The sequence below is a fragment of the Methylobacterium sp. E-046 genome (assembly GCF_022829625.1).
Classification (GTDB): Bacteria; Pseudomonadota; Alphaproteobacteria; order Rhizobiales; family Beijerinckiaceae; genus Methylobacterium; species Methylobacterium longum.
Genome location: NZ_JAKSYP010000180.1, coordinates 49412 through 70021 on the forward strand (window position 1 = coordinate 49412; position 20610 = coordinate 70021).

Genomic DNA, 20610 nt, shown 5'->3' on the forward strand with positions numbered 1-20610 from the left:
CGCCGCCCGACTCCCCGCCGGGCAATCCGCCGAGGCTCCGCGCGGACGGTCAGTACAGCCCGACCGCCTCTTCCGGGAAGCGGACCGAGAACACGGCCCCGAGGCCGGGCCCCGCGCTCTCGGCCGTCGCGCGCCCCCCATGCAGCTCGGCGATGCGCCGGACGATCGAGAGCCCGAGGCCCGTGGAGTTCTCGCCGCCGGTGGGCTTCGCCGAGAGGCGCTGGAAGCGCCCGAACACCCGGGTCGAATCCTCCGGCGACAGGCCGGGGCCGTGATCGGCGACCGCGCAGACCAGCTCCGCGCCCCGCGGGCCCGGCTCGCGGCTCACCCGCACGGTGATCGCGCCCCCCTCCGGGCTGTACTTGATGGCGTTGGAGACGAGGTTGTCGAGGGCCTCCCGCAGGCGCTCGGCGTCGCCGCACAGGAACAGCTCCTCCGGCCCCTCGCAGACGAGGGTCTGGCCCTTGGCGTCGGCCAGCGGCCGGTCGGCCTCGCACACCTCCCGGGCGAGGCCCGCGAGGTCCACCGGCTCGCGCCGCAGGCTGATGTCGAGGGCGTCGTTCATCGCGTCCGCCATGAGGCTGTCGATCATGGCGGTCAGGCCCTTGGCGCTGGTGCGCACGTGCTCGATCTGCGCGCGCATCTGCGCCCGGTCGCCCTGGAGGTCGATCAGGTCGGACAGCATCTCGGCGCGGCCGAGGATCACCGCCAGCGGGTTCTTCAGGTCGTGCGCGATGGTGCCGAGGATCTCGGTCTTGAGGCTGTTGGCCCGCCGCAGGTCCGAGCGCTGCAGGTCCAGCCGGCGGTTCGCCCGGATCAGCTCGGCGGTGCGCTCGACCACCCGCCGCTCCAAGTCGGCGTTGGTCTGCTGCAGCCGCTCGTAGAGGATGACGTTGTCGAAGGCGATCGACAGCCGGCTCGTGAACAGCGCGATGAGCGAGCGGTCCGTCTCGGAGAGCTGCCGGTCGGCCTCGATCAGCGCCACGATCTCGCTGCCGCTCGCGGTGTGCAGGTACAGGGTCGACCAGTGCTCGCCGAAGCTGTGGCGGCGCTCCGCGAAGGCCCGCTCGACGAGGGGCTGCACGCGCTCCTCCAGCGGCCAGGCCGGCTCGCGGCCCGCGTAATGTCCGTAGCAGCCGGACCCGGCCAGGACGCAGAAGCGCTCCTGCGGGGCCGCGGTCTCGCGGAGCACGAGGATGCCCGCGCAGGCCACGTTCAGGAGCGAGGCGACCTGGGTGAGAACGCCCTCGGCCAGCCGCTGCATCGACTTGTGGTCGAGGAGCATCGGCGCCGCGTCGATGATGATCTCCAGCCCGCGCCGGGTCTCGTCCAGGCGCTTGAGTTGCTGGTAGGCGCGCAGGGCCGCGGTGAGGCTGGTGAACAGCTTGTCGGCCGTCAGCTCGGTCTTGGCCTTGTAGTCGTTGATGTCGTAATCGACGATGATCCGCCGCTCCGGCGCCTGGCCGGGCTGGCCGGTCCGCAGGATGATCCGCACCGTCTCCTGCCGGAGGTCGCGCCGGATGTAGTCGACCAGCTCCAGCCCGGCATTGTCGGTCTCCATCACCACGTCGAGCAGCACCACCGCCACGTCGCGGCGCTCGGCGAGCAGCACCCGCGCCTCCGCGGCCGACCGGGCGGTGAGGATCTCCAGGCCGCGCCCGTCGAGGGTGTAGCTCGCCAGGGCGTAGCGGGTGCCGTCATGGACCGCCGGATCGTCGTCGATCACGGCGATGACCCACGCCCCCGCGCTCGGCGGCGCCTCATCGAGATCGTCGGGGATCAACGTGAGGGTATCGTCATCCATGGCTATGGCCTGAAATGCCGTTCGAAACCTGACGAGTACGCTAGCAATCGTGTTGAAAGCTTGTCACGCTATCGTATGCCGATACGATTCCTGCATTCGTTCCAAAGCGGAACCGGAAAGTGCGCGCAGCCGCGATGAGCATTCCAGAATGGCCAGCGCCCGCGGCCGCCCGTGGCGGCGCGGCGGTCCCCTCGATCGCCGTGGTCGATGACGAGGCGGCGACCCGCGAGATGGTCGGCGATTACCTGAAGCTCCACGGCTTCGGGGTGGTCCTGTGCGACGGCGGGCGCGCGTTGCGGGAGCACCTCGCCCGCCACAGCCCGGACCTGATCGTGCTCGACCTCAACATGCCGGAGGAGGACGGGCTCTCGATCGTGCGCGACCTGAAGGCCCGGACGGCGATTCCGATCATCATGCTCACCGCCACGGCGAGCGCCATCGACCGGGTGGTCGGGCTGGAACTCGGGGCCGACGATTACCTGCCCAAGCCCTGCGAATTGCGGGAGCTGGTGGCGCGGGTGCGGTCGGTGCTGCGCCGCGTTCAGGCACCGGGCCACGCGGTGGCCGCGGCTGCCCCGGGGCCGGAGCCGGGACGCCGAATCCGGTTCGGGACCAAGTGGCTGGAGCTCGACGCCCTGCGCCTGAGCGACGATGCCGGCCTCGAACAGGCGCTGACCCGCTCGGAATTCGATCTCCTGAAGGCGTTCGCCGACCACCCGCGGCGGGCCCTGTCGCGCGAGCGCCTGCTCGACCTCGCCGATGCCCGCGATCCGGACGCGTTCGACCGCGCCATCGACGTGCGGATCAACCGCATCCGCAAGAAGGTCGAGCCGGACCCCGGCAATCCGCGCTACATCCGCACCGTCCGGGGCCTCGGATACATATTTCGCCCCGAGGGCGACTGACGGGCGGCAGCGGAATGTTGCCTCGTTGCGCGAGAACGCAACATTTCAGCCGGCAGACCGGGCGGGACGCAATAACGGCGGCACGGAACACGTCTATCAGCGTGGCAGACTCGAGGGCCGCGGGCGCCCGGAGGACAGGCCATGCGACATGTGATCGGAACCTCTTCGGCCGCGGCAGCCGGCACGGTCTGCGTCCTGATGCTCGTCGGCCTGGTCGCCCCGGGCGGGGGCGAGCCGGCGGCGCGCGGGGCGCAGACCTCCGCCGCCTCGCCCCGTGACGGCGCTCCCTGTGCGGCGGCCTGGCCGTATCCGCCGGGCTCCTGTGCGGGGGCCGGCGCCGCGGAGAGTCCGGCGCCCCGCCGCGTCCGGCTCATCGCGGTCGATCCCGCGCCCCGTCCGCGGTGAAGGGCGGAGGCCGCCATGCCGCATTTCAGCGACGATCCCGGTTCCGGCGAAGATCCCGACCTGCTGCTCCGGCTGCAACTCATGCTGCGTGGCCGCCACGCCGCGCCGCGGCGCCTGCCGACCCGTGAGGAGCGGTTCGGCGTGCCGACGCCCCGCGATGGCGCGCGCGACCCGCAGGATGCCGTCCTGGCCGCCCCCGAGCCGCGACCCGCCGGATCCCGGCCCCGCTGAAACCGCCCGCCGGGGATGGTTCCGCCGCCCTCCCCGCCCGCGCGGCGCAGCGACCCGGCGGCGCCGAGCCGGCCGCCGACCGGGGACGCGCCGGAGCGCCGCCGGATTGCTCCGCGCAGGGGCACGGCTTTAAGTTGCTGCCGGACCCCTATGGCGGGACGCGGATGCGGGTTGGACCCAAGATCGCCCTGGTCGGAGGCGTGCCGATCCTCGCCGCCGGCGCGATCGCCATGGCGGGCTGGCTCCTCCTGGCCCAGGAGGAGCGCGCCCGCGGCGGGGCGGTGCTGGTCGCCGACGTGTACCACGACCTCGCCACCGCGCGCCTCGTCCGCGACCAGTACGCCGCCGCGGACGCGCAGGACCGCCCCCCCTACGCCGCGCGCTTCGCGAGCCTGACGGCGCGGGCCGAAGCTGGCCTGGGTCGGCTCGCGGGCTTCGCCCGCATCGACGCGCAGCGCGCGCGCATCGCCTCGGTGGAGGAGGCCCTGGCCCGCTACCGGGGCCAGATGGAGGCCTTCATCCGCCGCACCCAGGAGAATGACGGCCTGATCCGCGAGATGACGCAGCGGGCCGACACCCTGATCGACCTCACCGACCGGGCGCGCCTGCGACAGCAATCCTCGAACGCCGACCTCGCCCGCTCGCTGGCCGAGAAGGTCGAGGCGCTGCGAGTCGCCCGCGGCCTCGTCGTTCACCTCAACACGCTGCGGGCCCGGAGCGCGGAGAGCGCGGTGCTCGCCGCTCAGGCCGGCGCCCAGAACACCGGCCCGGCGGCAGACCCGGCCGGCCCCTCGGTCGCGGAGGCCGAGGCCCAGCGCGCGCAGGCCCGCGTCCGCACCGCCAGCCGCGACCTGGCGGCGGCTTTGCGGTTCGACGGCCGGGCGGCCGAGGCCGAGGCGCTCGACGCGCTGAGCGCGGAGACGGCGGGGCAGAGCCCGGATCGCGGCGCGAAACTCGACGGGTGGATCGAGCGCACCCTCAAGATCGAGACCTCCGGCCAGGAGAGCCTGCACGACGAGGTGGCTCAGCTCCTGGCCTATTCGGTGGAGGCCAACGAGATCGAGCAGGCCACCCAGAACGTCGCCATCGGCACCCTCAAGCTCGGCCCGCGCACCGCCGGCGCCCTGCTGCACCGGGATGCCGCCCTGGCGGAGCGGATGCGCGAGGCGGGGGAGCGCCTCGCCCGGAGCGCCAACGCCCTGCCGATCTCGCCGCTGATCCAGGCCGAGATGGTGCAGGCCCTCGACGGCTGGCGGGCACGCCTCACCACCACGATCGGCGGCCTGCGGCAGCAGAACGCGATGATCGTCGCGATGGACGGGCTCGCCGCGACGATGATCGACAGCGCCAAGGCCCTCAACGACGCCTTCGTGGGGGATGCCGACCGGTTCGGCATCTTCATCCAGCGGATCCTCCTCGCCGGCGCGGCCGGGCTGCTGCTGTTCGGCGCCCTGGTGGTGATCTTCGTCGCCCGCTCGATCCTGGTGCCCCTGCGCGCCCTCCAGGGCGACATGGTGATGCTGACCGCCAATCCGGCGGGCGCGGCCGTGCGCGGCACGGGGCGCCGGGACGAACTCGGCGACATCGCCCGCGCCACCGCGGTCTTCGTCTCGGAGATCACGCGCCGGGAAGGGGCGCTGCGCCGCGCCAAGGATCAGGCCGACGTCGCCCTGGTCGAGCTGCGCCGGACCCAGGACAACCTCGTCCGGGCCGAGAAGCTCGCCTCCCTGGGGCAGCTCGTGGCCGGCGTGGCGCACGAGATCAACACGCCGCTGGGCATCGCGCTGACCACCGGGACGCTCATGAGCGACGAGGCGCGCACCTTCCGGACGGGCCTCGCCGCCGGCACGCTGTCGCGCTCCCGGCTGAACCACTTCGTCGACCGGGTCGAGGAGGGCGCCACCCTGCTCTGCACCAACCTGACCCGGGCCGCCGATCTCGTCCAGGGCTTCAAGCAGGTCGCGGTGGACCGCGTCAGCGACGAGAGCCGCAGCGTCGAACTCGCGACCTGGCTCGACGATCTGCTGGCGAGCCTGCAACCGATGCTGCGCAAGGGCGGCCACGTCGTGGAGCGCGCCTGCCCCGCCGGCCTCGTCATCGGCACCAATCCCGGCGTGCTGGCGCAGATCGTGACCAACCTGATCGCCAACGCGGTCGTGCACGGTTTCCGCGCCGGCCAGGCGGGCCGGATCACCGTGGCGGTGTCGGAACGCGCCGACGGCCTCGTGCGGATCGAGGTCCGCGACACCGGTCAGGGCATCCCCCCGGAGCACCTCGACCGGATCTTCGATCCGTTCTTCACGACGGCGCGCAGCGCCGGCAGCACGGGGCTCGGCATGCACATCGTCCACAACCTCGTGACCGCCAAGCTCGGCGGCCGCATCGCGCTGACGAGCGAACCCGGCCAGGGGACCACCGTGCAGGTCGAGTTTCCCGCCCGGCCCGCGGCGACGGCGGCCCGGCCGCTCCCCGTCGCGATCGGGACGCCGTGAGACGCGCCGCCGGTCACCGGGCCGGGCTCCTCGCCCTCGCGGCCGGCCTGCTGGTCAGCCCGGGTCCGGCGGCGTCCCGCACCTTCGTGTTCTGCTCGGAGGGCAGCCCGGAGAGCTTCGATCCCGCCCGCGCCACGACCACCACCACGATGAACGCGGCGTGGCAGGTCTACAATGCGCTGGTGGAGTTCGCGCCCGGCACCACGACGATCCGCCCGGCGCTCGCCGAATCCTGGACGGTCTCGGAGGACGGCCGGACCTACGTGTTCACCCTGCGGGACGGCGTGCGCTTCCACGCCAACGCGCGCTTCACCCCGACCCGCCCCCTGAACGCCGAGGATGTGGTGTTCTCCTTCGCCCGGCAGCGGCGCCCCGGACCCGACGGCGCCGCGCAGGGCTTCACCTACTTCCACGACCTCGGCCTCGCCGACCTGATCGAGGCCGTCGACGCCCCGGACCCGCGCCACGTCCGCTTCCGGCTGCGCGAGGCCGACACCACCTTCCTGGCCAACATCGCGCAGGCCTTCGGCGCCGTCCTGTCGGCCGAGTACGCGGCCGCCCTCGCGGCCGGCAACGCGTCGGACGACCTCGCCCGTGCGCCGATCGGGACGGGCCCGTTCGTGTTCGAGGGCTACCGGCCCGACCAGGTCCTGCGCTACCGCGCCTTCCCGGATTACTGGCGCCGCGCGGCGGACGAGGGCGAACCGGGCGAGCGCCCCGACGGCCTCGTCTTCGCGATCACGCCGAACGCGGCGGTCCGGCTGACCAAGCTGCGGGCCGGGGAATGCCACGCCATGGCGTTCCCGGCCACCGGCGACCTCGACGCGATCCGCGCGGAGCCGGGCCTGAGGCTGCTCGCGCTCGCCGAGCTGAACGTGGCCTACCTCGCCCTCAACACGACCCGCGCGCCCTTCGGCGACGTCCGGGTGCGGCGCGCGGTCAACCTCGCGATCGACCGGCAGGCGATCGTGGCGGGCGTCTACGGCGATGCCGGCATCCTGGCGCAGGGCCCCCTGCCGCCGGGGATCTGGGCCCATGACGGGGACCTGCCGGATACCCCCTTCGACCGCGCCGAGGCCCTGCGCCTGCTGGCGGAGGCGGGACTCGCCGAGGGCTTCGACGTCGAACTCTGGTATCCGCCGGTCAGCCGGCCCTACAACCCGAACGGCCGGCGCGTCGCCGACATGATCCAGGCCGACCTCGCGCGGGTGGGCATCCGCGCCCGCCCGGTGACGCGCGCCTGGAACGCGTACCGCGCCGCCCTCTACGGCGGGGAGCCCAGCCTGATGCTCTACGGCTGGACGAGCGACAACGGCGACCCGGACAACTTCCTGAACGTCCTGCTCGGCTGCAAGGCCGCCCAGACCGGCGGGGCCAACCTCGCCCGCTGGTGCGACCCGGCCTACGACCGGCTGGTCGAGGCCGCCCGCCGCACCGGCGACCGGGAGACGCGTCTGGCCCTGTACCGCCGGGCCCAGGTCCTCGTCCGGCAGGCGATGCCCTGGGTCCCCCTGGCCCACACCAAGGTGCATCTGGCGCTCCGCAACGACGTGCTCGGCCTGACGATGGATCCCCTCGGCCGCCACCTGTTCGAGACGGTGCGGTTCCGCGCTTCCCGGTGAGGCCAGCTCACTTCTTGGTCCGCTGCTGGAAGACCCGCAGCACCTGGTTGCCCCGCGCCACGGCGTCGTCGAGGGCCTCCTGCGGCGACTTCGCCCCGTTCAGCGCCGCCTCCAGCTCCTCCGCCCACAGGTCGCGGATCTGCAGCATGTTGCCCAGGCGCAGGCCGGCGGTGTTGCGCGTCGGCGGGCGCCGGGTGAGTTCCTGCACGGCGACGTGGAGCTGCGGGTGCCGCTCGAAGAACCCCTCCGCCACCGCGTCGGCATAGGCGCCGCGCGTGGTCGGGATGTAGCCGGTGTTCCGGTACAGCGCGGCCTGCTGCCGTCCCTCCATGAGGAAGGCCAGGAACCGGGCGACGCCGCGGTACTCGTCCGGCGTCTTGCCCTGCATCACGTAGAGCGAGCCGCCGCCCAGGATCGCGTTCTGCGGCTCCGCGACCAGGTCGGGGTAGAAGGGCATCGGCGCGACCGTCCAGTCGAACCGGGCCGCGGTGGAAACCTTGCCGTACAGGCTCGACGAGGTGAGGAAGATCGCGCAGTCGCCCGAGACGAACCGGCCCTCCCCCCGGTTGACGCGGTCGTTGTACTCGAACACGCCCGCCCGCTTCAGATCGACGAGGTTCTGAAGGTGGCGGACCTGGAGCGGGCCGTTGAAGACGAGTTCGGCGTCGTAGCCGTCGAGGCCGTTGGACCGGGTCGCGAGCGGCCGGTCGTGCCAGACGGAGAGCTGCTCGAGATGCACCCAGGTCGGCCAGGCCGAGGACAGCGCGCACCGCTTGCCGTCCGCCGCCTTGATCCGCCGCGCGGCCTCGAAGACCTCCGGCCAGGTCGCCGGCAGGCGCTTGGCGTCGAGGCCCGCCTGCCGGAGCCGGTCCCGGTTGATCCACATCACCGTCGAGGAGACGTTGAAGGGCAAGGACAGCATCCCGCCCTCGGCATCCAGGTAGTTGGTGGCGACGACCGGCAGGAAATCCTCCGGCCTCGCCGAGAGCCCCGCCTCCCGCATCACGGTGGCGACGGGCCTGACGGCGCCGATCGCGGCCGCCATGGTGCCGTTGCCGACCTCGAAGACCTGCAGCAGGTGCGGGGCCGCGCCGGTGCGGTACGCCGTGATGCCGCTGCTGATCGTCTCCGCGTAGGAGCCCTTGTAGACCGGCACGACCCGGTAGTCGGGCTGCGACGCGTTGAACGTCTCGGCGATGCGGGTCACCAGCTCGCCGTTGGGCCCGTCGAGGGCGTGCCAGAACTGCAGCTCGGTGAGGGCGGCGGCCGGCAGCGGGCGCAGCGTGAGGATCAGGCCGGCGAGCGCGCCGGCGATCCGCCGCCGCAGGCGGCCGACGCCGTGCGGGGAAGGTTGGGTCGCGCCGCTCATGCCAGCCGCTCCGGGAGCCACAGCCGCAGCACCGTGCCGGCGCCGCTCTGCAGTTCGACCCGCCCCTGGAGGCGGTTCACCACGAGGTTGTGGACGATGTGCAGCCCCAGGCCCGTCCCCCCGCGGGCGCGGGCCGTGGTGAAGAACGGGTCGAACACGCGGCCGAGATCGGCGCCGTCGATGCCGCGCCCGTCATCCGCGATGGACAGGCCGATCCCGTCCGCGGTCCGGAACCCCGTGATGGTGATGCGGCCGCCCTCCCGGTCCTGGAAGCCGTGCTCGATCGCGTTCTTGACGGCGTTGGTGACGACCTGCGCCAGGATGCCGGGGAGCGTGTCGACGACGAGGTCGGGCGGGCAGGCCACGACGAAGACGTGCCGGCCCGGCCGCGCCAGCGCCCGCAGGCTCTTCAGCAACTCGTCGATCCAGTCCGCGAGGTTCAACGCCCTCCGGTCCTCGATCGCCTGGTCGGCCGCCACCTGCTTGAAGCTGTAGAGCAGGTCGGCCGCCCGCATGAGGTTGCTGGTCAGGAGCTGCGCGCCCTCCCGCATGCGCCCGGCATACTGGGTCAGCCGCGAGCGGGAGAGCTGGTTGTCCCCGACCATGCGCTCGAACGCGGCCGAGTCGGACTGGACCTGCGTCGCGGTGGTCAGCGCGATGCCCAGCGGTGTGCTGATCTCGTGCGAGACGCCCGCGACGAGCTGGCCCAGCGAGGCGAGACGCTCGGCCCGGATCAGGTCCTCCTGCGCCTGCCGCAGGGTCACCAGCGCGTCGTCGGCCCGCTGGGACGCGTTGCGCCGGTCCGCCTCCCGGCGGCGGATCTGCTCCAGGAACGCGTTGGTCGCCCGGGCGATGTCGCCGAGTTCGTCCCGCCGGGTGAGCAGGTGGTCGTCCCGGCCGATATCCTCGGGGGCGGGCGCGGCGGCGGCGGTGACGATGCTGTGCTGGAGGGCGTGCAGCGGCCGCGTGATCGAGCGCGCCACCGCGGCGGCGGCCCCGATCCCGAGGCACAGGGCCCCGAGGGCCCCGACGATCAGGAGCTGCCGGATCACGCTGCCGAACTGGTCGGCGTCGTCGATGAAGGCCCGGCTCAGGGTCTGGGCGTTGGCGCTCATGGTGGCTGCCCGCCGGTCCATGTCGGCGATGGTCTCGTTCTGCTCGCCGATCTTCTCGATCGTCGCGGCGAGCTGCGTGCGCCACCCGTCGATCGCCCCCGCCATCTCGTCCCGGATGCTCACCGGGATGAGCAGCGTCCGGGAGGTGCCGGACAGATCCGCGCCCGCCGCCAGCACCCGCGACGCCTCGGCGGTGTCCCGGCGCGCCAGCGCCGCATCCGTCCGCCGGGCGAGGCGCAGGGCCGTGAGGGCGATATCCTGGGCGGAGAGTTCGGCCTCGTTCGACAGGACGGAGTGGCGGATGAGGAGCGCGACCTCCTCGTACAGGCGGCTCTGGCGGGCGACGTTGACCTGGACGAGCTGGTCGCACCACTCGACCAGCACCCGGCCCGCCTGGGTGGCGCGGGTCAGCTCGAACCCTTCGGAGAGCACGCGGTTGAGGTCGTCCTCGGTCCGGCTCCGGTCGCGGTAGGCCTTCAGCAGCTCCGTCGCCCGGTCGGCCGCCCCGGCCTCGCCGTCGACGCGCAGGACCCGGCGCAGCCGGTCGCCCACCGCATCGAGCTGCCGCAGGTCGCCGGCGAGTTCGTCGAACTCGATCGGGAAGACCGGCCGGCCGATGCGCGCCCGGTTCAGCTCCGCCGTGCTGATCGCCTCGTGCAGCTCCCGCAGCGCGGTGACGACGCCCTGGTTCCGCTCCAGCTCGGTGTCTTTGACGGCCAGGACCGCGATCAGCTGGGCGTTGTCCTGCTGCTGGCGCCGGCGCGCGACGTCGGTCAGCGCCACCAGGGCGTCCGCCCGCCGGGCCATGTCGGCGATCGTGGCGTTCGCGGTCCGCTCCGAGAGGAGGAGCGCGCGCATCCGCGTCACCTGCGAGGTCAGGTCACCCGTCACGGTCGCCACCAGGGCCGACTGGCCGCGCGTCCGCGCCAGCCGCTCCAGCCGGTCGAGCTGCCCGGCCGCCGTCGCGGCCCGCTCGTCGAAGCGGCGCTCGGCCTCGTCCCGCCGCTCGGGGCCGCCACTGACGGCATCAGCCCGCGCCCGGTTCATCGCCGTGAGGGTCTGTGCGGTCTCCGTCGCCACCACGGCGCCGGCTCGGGCGCGCTCGGCCTCGCGGAGCAGGATCCAGGCGCCCAGCGCGATCGCGGCCGCGACCAGGATCGGGATCGCCCCAACCACGAGGACGCGGCGGGCGATGCCGGAATGGCTGAACCCGCGCATCATCGCGCCCCGCATCGTGCCCCACACCGCGTCCCGCGCCCCGCCACCGTTGCGGCCTCCAGATCCGTCGCCGACCCCGCGACGACACATTCGGTTATTGTGGCATCCGCGCGATGACTTCCCGAGAGCGATGAAGCAACACAGGACGCAATATTCCCGCAGCACGGCCCCCGTAGATACCGCCCCGCACAACGGTCCTCGAAGGCCGAAAAAGGGGAAACACCATGCTCGACGTCATCGCCCGCCTGCTGCTCTCGGCCGGCCTCATGGTCGGCACCACCTACCTGCCGATGCTCTCGCAGACCGTCACCGCCCTGCCGGCCGGCGCGCAGGCCTCCGCGATGCCCCCCCGGGCCTGCAGCGCGAAGCCTGCCGCCCTCGGCGCCCGCGCGCTCGCCTGCCTGGGCTGACCGGTCATGGACGCACTGCCGCTGGTCCTCCTCGTGGGCGGGAATATTCTGCTCGCCATTCTGCTCCCGCTCCTCGTCTGACCGCGCGGCCGTCCTGATCCACGGGGTGTCCGGAAGGCCTCTCCGGGACGAGCCGGTCGAACCGCCGCCGCCGCGGGCGGTTGCCCCTGGGCGCGGCCTCGGCTAGCCGAACGGTGCGGTCGGCTCGCGCCGCGCTCCGCGACAAGGTCTGCCGCCGGCCGCCCATGCCCGAGATTCCACGCCTCGCACCGGATCGACGCCGCGCCGCGGCCGTCGCCGTGGCGCTGATGGTCGGCCTCGGTGATCCGCGTCCGGGCTGGGCCCTCGAGCAGCCGGACAGCCCGCCGCGTCCCGCGCGCCCGTCCCGGCCGGCCGCGCCCGAGTTGGCCGCCGCCCTGGCGGCCTACAGGACCTACGTCGTCGCCCAGGCCGACGCCTTCGTGCGCGAGACCGCGCGGTTCGTCGCGGCGGTCCAGGCCGGGCAGCTCGCGGAGGCGCGCCGGCTCTACGCTCCGGCGCGCGCGCCCTACGAGCGCATCGAGCCCGTGGCGGCCTTGTTCCCCGACCTGATCAAGCGCCTCGACGTGCGCGGCGACGAGTTCGAACTGCGCGAGCGCGATCCCGCCTTCGTGGGCTTCCACCGCCTGGAGATGGCGCTCTTCACCCACGGCAGCACGGAGGGGCTCGGCGAGGCCGCGGAGCGCCTCGCCGCCGAGACCGTGATCCTGCGCGACCGGGTCGCCGGGCTGGCCATCCCGCCCGCCAAGGCGGTCGGGACCGCCTCGGCCCTGATCGAGGGGATCGCCGCCACCAAGATCAGCGGCGAGGAGGAGCGCTACAGCCGCACCGACCTGTGGGACTTCCAGGCCAACATCGAGGGCTCGAAGGTGGTGTTCACGCTCCTGCGCCCGCTGCTGGCGGACCGGGATTTCGTGGCGCGGGTCGAGCGCAGCTACAAGCGGGTCGAGGACCTGCTCGCCCGCTATCGCAGCCCGGACGGGGGCTTCCAGAGCTACGACAACCTCACGGCCCGGGACCGGAATGCCCTCAAAGGGCCGATCACCTTGCTGGCCGAAGATCTGTCGACCCTGCGCGGTCGGCTGGGAATCGACTGACAAAATTGCCAAGGCGCCGCCCTGTGGTCTTTATTCGAGACAACAAGCGGTAGAACGATCAGATTTCGTCGAGCGATGATGCATTCCCCTGCACCGGTCTCCACCCGCCGCCGGTTCCTCGGCGGCCTCGGCGCGGCCGCGCTCCTCGGCCCGGCCCGGGCCGAGGACGCGACGCCGACCACCGCCACGGAGGGGACCCTCGTCGCCCAGCCCTTCTACGGGCTCCATCAGGCCGGGATCGTGACGCCGCAGCCGGCCGCCTCCCTGTACGTGGCCTTCGACGTGCTGGCCGAGCGGCGCGGCGAGCTTCCCCACCTGTTCCGGACGCTCTCCGAGCGCCTCGCCTTCCTGACGCAGGGCGGCACCGTGCCGGATGTCCACCCGCAGCTGCCGCCGCGCGATTCCGGCATTCTCGGGCCCACGGTCCTGCCCGACAACCTCACCGCCACCCTCTCGGTCGGCGCGAGCCTGTTCGACTACCGGTTCGGCCTGGCGCGCGCCCGCCCGCGCCATCTCGGGCCCATGGAGCGCTTCTCCAACGACGCCCTCGACCCGGCCCAGTGCCACGGCGACCTGCTGATCCAGTTCTGCTCGAACACCGCCGAGACCAACATCCACGCCCTGCGCGACGTGCTCAAGGCGACGCCCGGCCTCCTCGCGCCCCGCTGGAAGATCGAGGGCTTCCTGCCGCCGCACGTGGTGAAGACCATGGGGGCGGATACTGTCCGCAACATGCTGGGCTTCAAGGACGGCACCGCGAACCTCGACGTCCGGGATCCCCGGCTGATGGACCGCTACGTCTGGGTCGGGCCCGGGCAGGAGGAGCCGGCCTGGGCGGTCGGGGGGAGCTACCAGGTGGTGCGGATCATCCGCACCCTGGTCGAGCGGTGGGACCGCACGCCCCTCGGGGAGCAGGAAGCGATCATCGGCCGGCACAAGGGCAGCGGCGCGCCGCTCAAGCGGGGCCACGAGCGCGACGTGCCCGACTACGCCGCCGATCCGGACGGCGAGACCGTCTCGCTCGCCGCCCATATCCGCCTCGCCAACCCGCGCCTGCCCGGCACGGAGGGCAGCCTGATCCTGCGCCGCAGCTACAACTACTCCCGCGGGCTCACAGCGGCCGGCCAGCTCGACATGGGCCTGCTGTTCGTCTGCTATCAGGCCGATCTCTCCGCCGGCTTCGTCACCGTGCAGAACCGCCTCTCCGGCGAAGGCCTCGAGGAGTACATCCGCCCGATCGGCGGCGGCTACTTCTTCGCTTTGCCCGGAACGCCCCGACCCGGGAATTACCTGGGGGACGGGCTGCTGGCCGCCGTGTAGGCCGTTCGAGCCGCGCCCGCGCGCCGGCCGCCGGCCTGCACCGGGCCGCGATCCCGGCCCGGGAGGGCATCGTCCCGATGCCGTTCCCGCGCGGGGAGACGCGCTTCGGAATCGCCCGTCCCGGGGACCGATCCGTCCCCGCCTCCTGGCCGCGAGGCCGATCATGCGGGCCCGGTCGTGGCGCTTTCTTAGCGAATGGCGGGCGATGAAAGGCGGATCCGTCCCGCAACCGGACCACGCGCATGCAGACCGTCGGCTCCGTACTCGACAGGCGCGGGGGCCTCGCCCCCGGCTTCGACCTGCTCCGGATCGTCCTGGCGGTGTCGGTCGTGATCTGGCACGGGCGCGCCATCGTCAACAACGAGATCACCCGGGTCGACGGCTTCTTCGAACTCGGCAGCTACGGCATCATCGCCGCCTTCTTCGGGCTGAGCGGCTTCCTGATCACCGGGAGCGCCCTGCGCCTGCGTCTGCGCGACTTCCTCCTCAACCGGGCGCTGCGGATCCTGCCCGCCCTGGCCGTGGAGATCGTGCTCAGCGCCGTCGTCCTGGGGCCGGCGTTCACGGTGCTGCCGCTGGCGCACTACGCCGCCGACCCGCAGACCTACCGGTACTTCGCCAATATCCTCGGGCTCATCGTCTACACGCTGCCGGGCGTGTTCGCCCACAACCCCACCGACGTCGTCAACGGCTCGCTCTGGACCATCCCGCACGAGATCGCCTGCTACGCGCTCATGTCGCTGTGCGTGCTGACCGGCCTCCTGCGGCGGCCGAGGCTGGTCGTCGGCGCGGCCGCCCTGATCATCCTGCTCGGCTTCATCCTCGGCGTCGTCGGCACGGGCGAGCCCGCGAGCCTGCCGGCGCGCCTGGCCGACAAGCTGCTCGTCGACAAGGCTTCGCGCCTCTACGTGGCGTTCCTCTTCGGGATCGCGGCCTATCTGTATCGCCACCGCCTCCCCTACGATCCGCGCCTGATCGGCGTGGCGGCGCTCGTCGTGGCCGCGGCCGGCGCACTCGACCTGACCGCCGTGACGGCGGTGCCGGTCTTCCCGTTCCTGAACCTCGTGGTCCTGCCGGCGCTGGTCTACCTCACGGTCTGCCTGGGCGTGACGGACCTCTGGGTGCCCACCCTGCTGCGGCGCGGCGACTATTCCTACGGGATCTACCTGTACGGCTGGCCGCTCCAGCAGGCGCTGGTCGCCCTCGTGCCCGTGCGCAACACGACCCAGCAGGTCCTCCTGGCGCTGCCCTGCATCGTCCTGTTCGCGATGGCGTCCTGGCACCTGATCGAGCGGCCTGTCCTCGGTCTGCGGCGGCGCTTCTCGTTCGTCGCCTCGCGCCGGCTGGAGACCGGCGGGGTGCGGCCCGCCGAGCCCGCCCCGGGTCTCGGACCGGCGCGCTGAGCGGGTCCGGGCCCTCCTCGCTGGAGGGCGCGCCGCCGTCGCGACATCCGCGGACGGCCTCATCGCGGGTCTGTGGGGCCGGCTTCCGACAGCGCTGCGGGGCCGGCGCCCGGGGTGACGGCGTGGCCACCCGCCGGCGCCCTCAGCCGGGGATCACGTCCGGGGTCCCGACCCGGGATGCGAGGAAGGCCACGCCCACGTCGCTCGCGCGCCGCCACGCCACGCGCACCGCGTGCGGCTTCGGATCGGCGCCGATGCGCAGATCGAACATCCGGGGAACCGGCACGCCGGCCGGGAAGCTCAGGCATGCGCCGATGTTCGAGACGTTGAGCACCAGGCACTGCACCTCTGCGGCCGCGCTCGGGAAGGCGGCGTGCCCCGGCAGTGCGACCTTGGCCCTGAGCTTCGCGCGGCGCTCCTCCATGGTGTCGTCCCCCGTGGCGATCCTTCGCGGCGCAGTGTGACGGAACCGCCTTAACAGGCTGCTGCAGAGCCCTGCCCCCTGGACGCGGCCGGGCGGCCCCGTGATCGTCCCATCCGGACCCCGCTGGCCTGATTACTCCCCAGCCCGAAACGGAGACCGTATTGATGCGCTGCTCGTACCTACGTAGAAAATAGATACTGGGTATTCGGAGGTCGCGCGCTCATCGGGCCGTGGCGAGGGTGGCTATGTCGCGCGTCTTCGTCCTCCTCTCGGGCTGGCTGATGATCGTGGCCGCGCTGTCAGCCGCCCCACCTGCCCAGGCTCAGCAACCGGGGACGGGGCGGTTCGCCCCGACTCCCGATATCAAGAGCCTCCAAGACCAGTCTCCGTCTCCGAATACCCCACCATCCCGGATACAGAACGGCGACGGCCTCCGGGAGGGCGGCAACCGGACCGAGGTGCGGTTCGGCCTGATCGCCCCGTTCTCCGGCGCGAACAAGGAATTCGGTCGTCAGCTCGCGCTCGGTGTCGAGGCCGCGTTCAGCGCCGTGAACGAGGCCGGCGGGATCGGCCCCTACCGCCTGAAGCTCATCACCGCCGACGACGGATACGAGCCGTCGCGGACCCCGGATCTCGTCAGGCGCATGGCGGAGCGGGACGGGGTCGTGGGCTTCGTGGGGAATTTCGGCACCCCGACCGCGGCGGCGGTCCTGCCCTGGGTGCTTGATCACAGGCTGCTCTTCTTCGGCGCCTATACGGGCTCGGACCTCGTCCGGGCCGTGCCGCCGGATCGCTACGTCTTCAATTACAGGCCGAGCTACGCCGAGGAGACCGAGGCCGTCGTCCGCTACCTCGTGAACGTGCGCGGGCTGAAGCCGCGCGAGATCGCGGTCTTCGCGCAGGACGATCCGTTCGGCGAGGCCGGGTATGCCGGGGTGGTGAAGGCGCTGCGCACGCTGCAGGGGCGTTACGAGCCGCCGCCGCAGAAGCTCACCTACAAGCGCAACACCATCGACGTGGCGGCCGCGGTCGCCGCGCTCCGGGCGCGCAAGGTCCCGCCGAAGGCGGTGGTGATGGTGGCGCTCTATCGCCCGGCGGCCGAGTTCATCAAGCTCACCCGGACGCTCTACCCACGGATGATCTACACCGACGTCTCCGCCGTCGGTGCCACGGCCCTGGCCGAGGAACTCGCCCTGATCGGCCCCAAGGTCGGGGAAGGCGTGCTGGTCACCCAGGTGGTCCCGGCCGTGGGCGGCTACTCGAAGGCGGTTCTCGATTTCAAGGCTCAGTTGGCGAAGTCCTCTCCCGGGGAGAAGCCGGATTACGTGTCCTTCGAGGCGTATATCGACGCGAAGATCGTCATCGAGGCGGTCCGCCGGATCGCCGCCGCGCCGGGCGCGCGGATCGACGGCGACCGCCTCGCGGACGCCCTCGAGGGGATGGGCACCTTCGACCTAGGGCTCGGGACACCGCTGAAGTTCGGCCCGAGCGAGCATCAGGCCTCGCACATGATCTGGGGCACGCAGCTGGACGAGACCGGGAAGTTCGTCACCGTGGGCCTGCAATAGGTCCGCCGCCGGCCGACGTGTCCACGGGAAAACCCCGGTCCCGCGGAACGGCGCGGGCGCGTCCGCGCTTCACCGCCAGCGTCAGGGAGAAGAGCATGACCGAGAAGAAGGGTCACGGCAGCACGACCGCCAAGAAAGCCAACGCGAAGGCGAGCCGCGAGGGCAAGTCGAACCCGCGCACGTCGTCCAGCGCACAGGCGGAGCTCGGCAAGAAGGGCGGCAAGAGCGGCGGGAAGAGCGGCGGCAAGAGCACGTAGACGCGGTCGCCGCCGGGAGGGCCGCTCAAGCGGCCGCCCGGTCCGCGTAGCGGCGGCAATGGCGCAGGTAGCCGACCTCGTGGCGGCCGGCGAGTTCGACGACGCTCGACCACAGCCACGACGGGGCCTCCGCGCCGCCGGCCGCCCCCTCCAGGATCGCGGCGCGCCACGTCCCGCGAGCCCCCTCGTCCATCTGCCGGCCGTGGGCCTTGCCGACCACGAAGGCGAGGTAATGCGCCGCCCGCACCGCCTCTTCGCGGCTGAACTGGTCGACGTCGAGCTTGAGGTCCTGCGGGGCGAGCTCGCGCATCACCACGGGCTTGCCGAGGAGCCGCACCGGCAGCATGCGCGCACCCAAGTTCGGCGCGAGCGCCCGCGCGCCGGCGACGACGCGCTCGGCCGGATCCGCCGGCATGTCGGCATCCGGGGTGGCCGGGGCCGCGGGCTCGACCGCCTCCTTCAGATCGACCAGCGCGATGCTGCGCCGGCCGCCCGGCTCGACGATCCGCACGAGGGCGGCGTAGCGCAGGAAGCCCAGGGAGCTGCAGCCCTTCATCCAGTAGGCGGCGTCGACCAGGCGGACCTCCGACCCGTCGTCGCGTCCATTCAACTGCAGGACGAGTCGGCGCACCGCCTCCTGGCCGAAGAGCTCGTCGAGGGCCGCCCGCTCGGTGCCATCGAGGGCCCAGAACTTGCGCCCGAGCGGGATGGAGGGCTCCACGTCCTTCAGGCGCTCCCGGGCGAGGTGCTTCCACCGGCGGCCCAGGGCCCGGCGCCGGACGGTGCGGACCGCGTCGGGCTCGGGCGGTGCCGCGGTCCCATCGGGCCCCGACAGGCCCAACGCGTAGCCGCGGACCATCTCCTCCAGCATCCGGGCGGTGACGATCCCCGGCAGGTCCGAACCGCGGGCGGCGCTCGCGAGCGACAGGCCGAGGCGGATCAGATCGTGCGCGGGATTGCCCACCACGGTCTGGTCCAGGTCGCGGATCTGGATGTCGATGCGCCCGTCGGCGTCGGCGAGCGGACCCAGGTTGCCGAGGTGGCAGTCGCCGCAGATCCAGATCGGCGGCCCCTCCGGCAGGGTGCCCCGGGTGAGCCCGTCGAGCCATTCGTAGAACGCCACGGTGTTGCCGCGGACATACGCGTGGGCGGACCTCGCCATCTTCTGCATCCGCTGCCGCTCCAGGACCACCGCGCGCTCGTCGCGACCGAAGCTTCGGATCTCGGGCATTCCGTCCACCTGCTCACGCATCGCCGCGGCCTCGCTGCCGCCCCTGCCAACGCGTGAGAACAGGCAGGCAACACGCGTCGTTTCGTCTCTGCTGTGGATTACCGGGGCAGCGACTTCGTGGGCCGGGGCCGCTCACCAGCCGGGATGGTTGCTCAGGGGCGGCGCCCGGAGGATCGACCGGTCGATATCGAGGATGTCGCGGTGGCCGCACAGGGCCATCGTCATGTCGAGCTCCCGGCGGATGATGTCCAGGCACTGGGTGACCCCGGCCTGGCCATAGGCACCGAGGCCGTAGAGGAACGCGCGGCCGACGAACACGCCCTTGGCGCCGAGCGCCACCGCCTTCAGCACGTCCTGTCCCGAGCGGATGCCGCCGTCCATCAGCACCTCGATGCGGTGGCCGACCGCCTCGGCGATCTCCGGCAGGATCGCGATCGAGGAGGGCGCGCCGTCGAGCTGACGGCCGCCGTGATTCGAGACGACCAGCGACTCCGCCCCCGTCTCGACGGCGCGCATCGCGTCCTCGACGTCGAGGACGCCCTTGAGGATCAGGGGGCCCTTCCAACGGTCGCGGATGCGGCGGACGTCGTCCCAGTCGAGACGCGGATCGAATTGCTGCGCCGTCCAGGACGAGATCGAGCGAGTGTCGGCCACGCCCTCGACGTGGCCGACGATGTTGCGGAACGTGCGCCGCTCCGTCTGGAGCATGTGCCAGCACCAGCGCGGCTTGGTCATCAGGTCGAGGAGGGTCGCGGGGGTGAAGCGCGGCGGCGCCGACAGGCCGTTGCGGATATCCTTGTGCCGCTGGCCGAGGATCTGGAGGTCGAGGGTCAGGACCAGCGCCGAGCAGCCGGCCGCCTTGGCGCGGTCGATCAGCCGGTCGTTGAAGGCGCGGTCGCGCATGAAGTAGAGCTGGAACCAGAACGGTTTGGTGACGTGCTCGGCCACGTCCTCGATGCTGCAGATGCTCATCGTCGAGAGCGTGAACGGCACCCCGGCGGCCTCCGCGGCCCGCGCGGCCAGGATCTCGCCGTCGGCCCGCTGCATCCCGGTCAGGCCCGTGGGCGCCAGCGCCACCGGCATCGCCACGGCCTGGCCGGCCATCGTGGTGGCGAGCGACCGGTCGGTCATGTCAACCGCCACGCGCTGGCGCAGCTTGATCGCGGCGAAGTCCGCCTCGTTCGCCCGGTAGGTCGACTCGGTCCACGAGCCGGAATCGCAGTAATCGTAGAACATCCGCGGCACGCGCCGCTTGGCGACCCGCCGCAGGTCCTCGATCGTCGTCACGATGGTCATGGCGGCCTCACGCAATCAGGAAATGGCGACGGTCGCGGCCGGGGCTCGCATCCCCCGCAGACCCGTGCGGCGGCCAGCCGACGCGGCGCGGCCCGCGATGGTCTACCACCGCGCCGGATCGGGGAATACCGGGGCGTCGCGCCTCATCGCGCCTCATCGCGCCATCGCCCCGCGCCCCATGGCGACCGCGCACGAGAACGGCCGGCCGGGTTTCCCCGGCCGGCCGCTGGTATGTGGCGCGCCCGGGATGGGCGCGCGATGGGCGTGCGATCAGCGCAGGAGCTGAAGGACGCCCTGCTGGGCCGAGTTGGCCAGCGACAGCGCCGAGATGCCCATCGACTGGCGGGTCGACAGCGCCTGCGAGTTCGCCGCCTCCTGGTTGAGGTCCGCGTTCGTCAGGTTGG

Annotated in this window: 17 protein-coding genes; 10 read left to right on the top strand and 7 right to left on the bottom strand. The window is 72.5% G+C overall.

Going from position 1 to position 20610, the window contains the following annotated elements; translation table 11 throughout:
• Positions 1 to 49 precede the first annotated feature (49 nt).
• On the bottom strand, positions 50 to 1804 hold the full coding sequence (locus MKK82_RS18180; protein ID WP_238285727.1) for a DUF3369 domain-containing protein: 1755 nt from the start codon (positions 1802 to 1804) through the stop codon (positions 50 to 52).
• Between the two features lie 134 nt (positions 1805 to 1938).
• On the opposite strand from MKK82_RS18180, the gene MKK82_RS18185 reads away from it, so the two are divergent.
• The 4 genes from MKK82_RS18185 to MKK82_RS18200 all read left to right on the top strand — a co-directional run bounded on the left by MKK82_RS18185 (position 1939) and on the right by MKK82_RS18200 (position 7459).
• A complete protein-coding gene (locus MKK82_RS18185) occupies positions 1939 to 2709 on the top strand; it encodes a response regulator (protein ID WP_238285726.1) in 771 nt (256 codons plus the stop codon).
• A gap of 420 nt (positions 2710 to 3129) precedes the next feature.
• Positions 3130 to 3345: a hypothetical protein gene (locus MKK82_RS18190; RefSeq protein ID WP_238285725.1), complete on the top strand. Its 216-nt coding sequence runs from the start codon at positions 3130 to 3132 to the stop codon at positions 3343 to 3345.
• 164 nt (positions 3346 to 3509) lie between these two features.
• On the top strand, positions 3510 to 5837 hold the full coding sequence (locus MKK82_RS18195; RefSeq protein ID WP_238285724.1) for a sensor histidine kinase: 2328 nt from the start codon (positions 3510 to 3512) through the stop codon (positions 5835 to 5837).
• Positions 5834 to 7459, top strand: coding sequence for an ABC transporter substrate-binding protein (locus MKK82_RS18200; RefSeq protein ID WP_238285723.1), 1626 nt, complete (start codon positions 5834 to 5836; stop codon positions 7457 to 7459). The genes MKK82_RS18195 and MKK82_RS18200 overlap by 4 nt, the downstream gene beginning before the upstream one ends.
• A gap of 7 nt (positions 7460 to 7466) precedes the next feature.
• Here MKK82_RS18200 and ugpB read toward each other — a convergent pair whose 3' ends face one another.
• Positions 7467 to 8828: a sn-glycerol-3-phosphate ABC transporter substrate-binding protein UgpB gene (gene ugpB, locus MKK82_RS18205; protein ID WP_238285722.1), complete on the bottom strand. Its 1362-nt coding sequence runs from the start codon at positions 8826 to 8828 to the stop codon at positions 7467 to 7469.
• Complete coding sequence (locus MKK82_RS18210) at positions 8825 to 11164, bottom strand: sensor histidine kinase (RefSeq protein WP_238285720.1); 2340 nt, start codon at positions 11162 to 11164, stop codon at positions 8825 to 8827. Before MKK82_RS18210 ends, ugpB begins: the two co-directional genes overlap by 4 nt.
• A gap of 221 nt (positions 11165 to 11385) precedes the next feature.
• On the opposite strand from MKK82_RS18210, the gene MKK82_RS18215 reads away from it, so the two are divergent.
• The 4 genes from MKK82_RS18215 (at position 11386) to MKK82_RS18230 (ending at position 15430) form a co-directional block, all read left to right on the top strand.
• Positions 11386 to 11571: a hypothetical protein gene (locus tag MKK82_RS18215; protein ID WP_238285719.1), complete on the top strand. Its 186-nt coding sequence runs from the start codon at positions 11386 to 11388 to the stop codon at positions 11569 to 11571.
• A gap of 245 nt (positions 11572 to 11816) precedes the next feature.
• Complete coding sequence (gene efeO / locus MKK82_RS18220; RefSeq protein WP_238285718.1) at positions 11817 to 12707, top strand: iron uptake system protein EfeO; 891 nt, start codon at positions 11817 to 11819, stop codon at positions 12705 to 12707.
• 75 nt (positions 12708 to 12782) lie between these two features.
• Positions 12783 to 14027: an iron uptake transporter deferrochelatase/peroxidase subunit gene (efeB, locus tag MKK82_RS18225; protein ID WP_373323276.1), complete on the top strand. Its 1245-nt coding sequence runs from the start codon at positions 12783 to 12785 to the stop codon at positions 14025 to 14027.
• 242 nt (positions 14028 to 14269) lie between these two features.
• Complete coding sequence (locus MKK82_RS18230; RefSeq protein WP_238285717.1) at positions 14270 to 15430, top strand: acyltransferase family protein; 1161 nt, start codon at positions 14270 to 14272, stop codon at positions 15428 to 15430.
• A gap of 142 nt (positions 15431 to 15572) precedes the next feature.
• On the opposite strand, the gene MKK82_RS18235 is transcribed toward MKK82_RS18230, so the two are convergent.
• The gene (locus MKK82_RS18235; RefSeq protein ID WP_238285716.1) at positions 15573 to 15854 is read right to left on the bottom strand and encodes a PilZ domain-containing protein; all 282 of its coding nucleotides are present in this window, start codon (positions 15852 to 15854) and stop codon (positions 15573 to 15575) included.
• Between the two features lie 245 nt (positions 15855 to 16099).
• Between MKK82_RS18235 and MKK82_RS18240 the strand changes: the two genes are divergently transcribed.
• Positions 16100 to 17422, top strand: coding sequence for an ABC transporter substrate-binding protein (locus MKK82_RS18240; protein WP_238285715.1), 1323 nt, complete (start codon positions 16100 to 16102; stop codon positions 17420 to 17422).
• Positions 17423 to 17517: 95 nt separating this feature from the next.
• A complete protein-coding gene (locus MKK82_RS18245; protein WP_238285714.1) occupies positions 17518 to 17679 on the top strand; it encodes a hypothetical protein in 162 nt (53 codons plus the stop codon).
• Between the two features lie 25 nt (positions 17680 to 17704).
• Here the strand turns inward: MKK82_RS18245 and MKK82_RS18250 are convergent, their stop codons facing one another.
• From MKK82_RS18250 to MKK82_RS18260, 3 genes are all read right to left on the bottom strand, one after another.
• Positions 17705 to 18931: a DUF2252 family protein gene (locus MKK82_RS18250; RefSeq protein WP_409566822.1), complete on the bottom strand. Its 1227-nt coding sequence runs from the start codon at positions 18929 to 18931 to the stop codon at positions 17705 to 17707.
• Positions 18932 to 19042: 111 nt separating this feature from the next.
• Complete coding sequence (locus MKK82_RS18255) at positions 19043 to 20206, bottom strand: alpha-hydroxy acid oxidase (RefSeq protein ID WP_238285712.1); 1164 nt, start codon at positions 20204 to 20206, stop codon at positions 19043 to 19045.
• A gap of 270 nt (positions 20207 to 20476) precedes the next feature.
• Positions 20477 to 20610, bottom strand: a 134-nt coding sequence (locus MKK82_RS18260; protein ID WP_279603110.1) for a flagellin, incomplete at its 5' end; no start/stop codon positions are given.

Coding starts and splice junctions, on each gene's coding strand:
- ugpB (WP_238285722.1), bottom strand. CDS start 8,828: ATGAGCGGCGCGACCCAACCTTCCCCGCACGGCGTCGGCCGCCTGCGG.
- MKK82_RS18195 (WP_238285724.1), top strand. CDS start 3,510: ATGCGGGTTGGACCCAAGATCGCCCTGGTCGGAGGCGTGCCGATCCTC.
- MKK82_RS18210 (WP_238285720.1), bottom strand. CDS start 11,164: ATGATGCGCGGGTTCAGCCATTCCGGCATCGCCCGCCGCGTCCTCGTG.
- MKK82_RS18185 (WP_238285726.1), top strand. CDS start 1,939: ATGAGCATTCCAGAATGGCCAGCGCCCGCGGCCGCCCGTGGCGGCGCG.
- MKK82_RS18230 (WP_238285717.1), top strand. CDS start 14,270: ATGCAGACCGTCGGCTCCGTACTCGACAGGCGCGGGGGCCTCGCCCCC.
- MKK82_RS18240 (WP_238285715.1), top strand. CDS start 16,100: ATGTCGCGCGTCTTCGTCCTCCTCTCGGGCTGGCTGATGATCGTGGCC.
- MKK82_RS18190 (WP_238285725.1), top strand. CDS start 3,130: ATGCCGCATTTCAGCGACGATCCCGGTTCCGGCGAAGATCCCGACCTG.
- MKK82_RS18255 (WP_238285712.1), bottom strand. CDS start 20,206: ATGACCATCGTGACGACGATCGAGGACCTGCGGCGGGTCGCCAAGCGG.
- MKK82_RS18235 (WP_238285716.1), bottom strand. CDS start 15,854: ATGGAGGAGCGCCGCGCGAAGCTCAGGGCCAAGGTCGCACTGCCGGGG.
- MKK82_RS18245 (WP_238285714.1), top strand. CDS start 17,518: ATGACCGAGAAGAAGGGTCACGGCAGCACGACCGCCAAGAAAGCCAAC.
- MKK82_RS18250 (WP_409566822.1), bottom strand. CDS start 18,931: ATGCGTGAGCAGGTGGACGGAATGCCCGAGATCCGAAGCTTCGGTCGC.
- efeO (WP_238285718.1), top strand. CDS start 11,817: ATGCCCGAGATTCCACGCCTCGCACCGGATCGACGCCGCGCCGCGGCC.
- MKK82_RS18180 (WP_238285727.1), bottom strand. CDS start 1,804: ATGGATGACGATACCCTCACGTTGATCCCCGACGATCTCGATGAGGCG.
- efeB (WP_373323276.1), top strand. CDS start 12,783: ATGATGCATTCCCCTGCACCGGTCTCCACCCGCCGCCGGTTCCTCGGC.
- MKK82_RS18215 (WP_238285719.1), top strand. CDS start 11,386: ATGCTCGACGTCATCGCCCGCCTGCTGCTCTCGGCCGGCCTCATGGTC.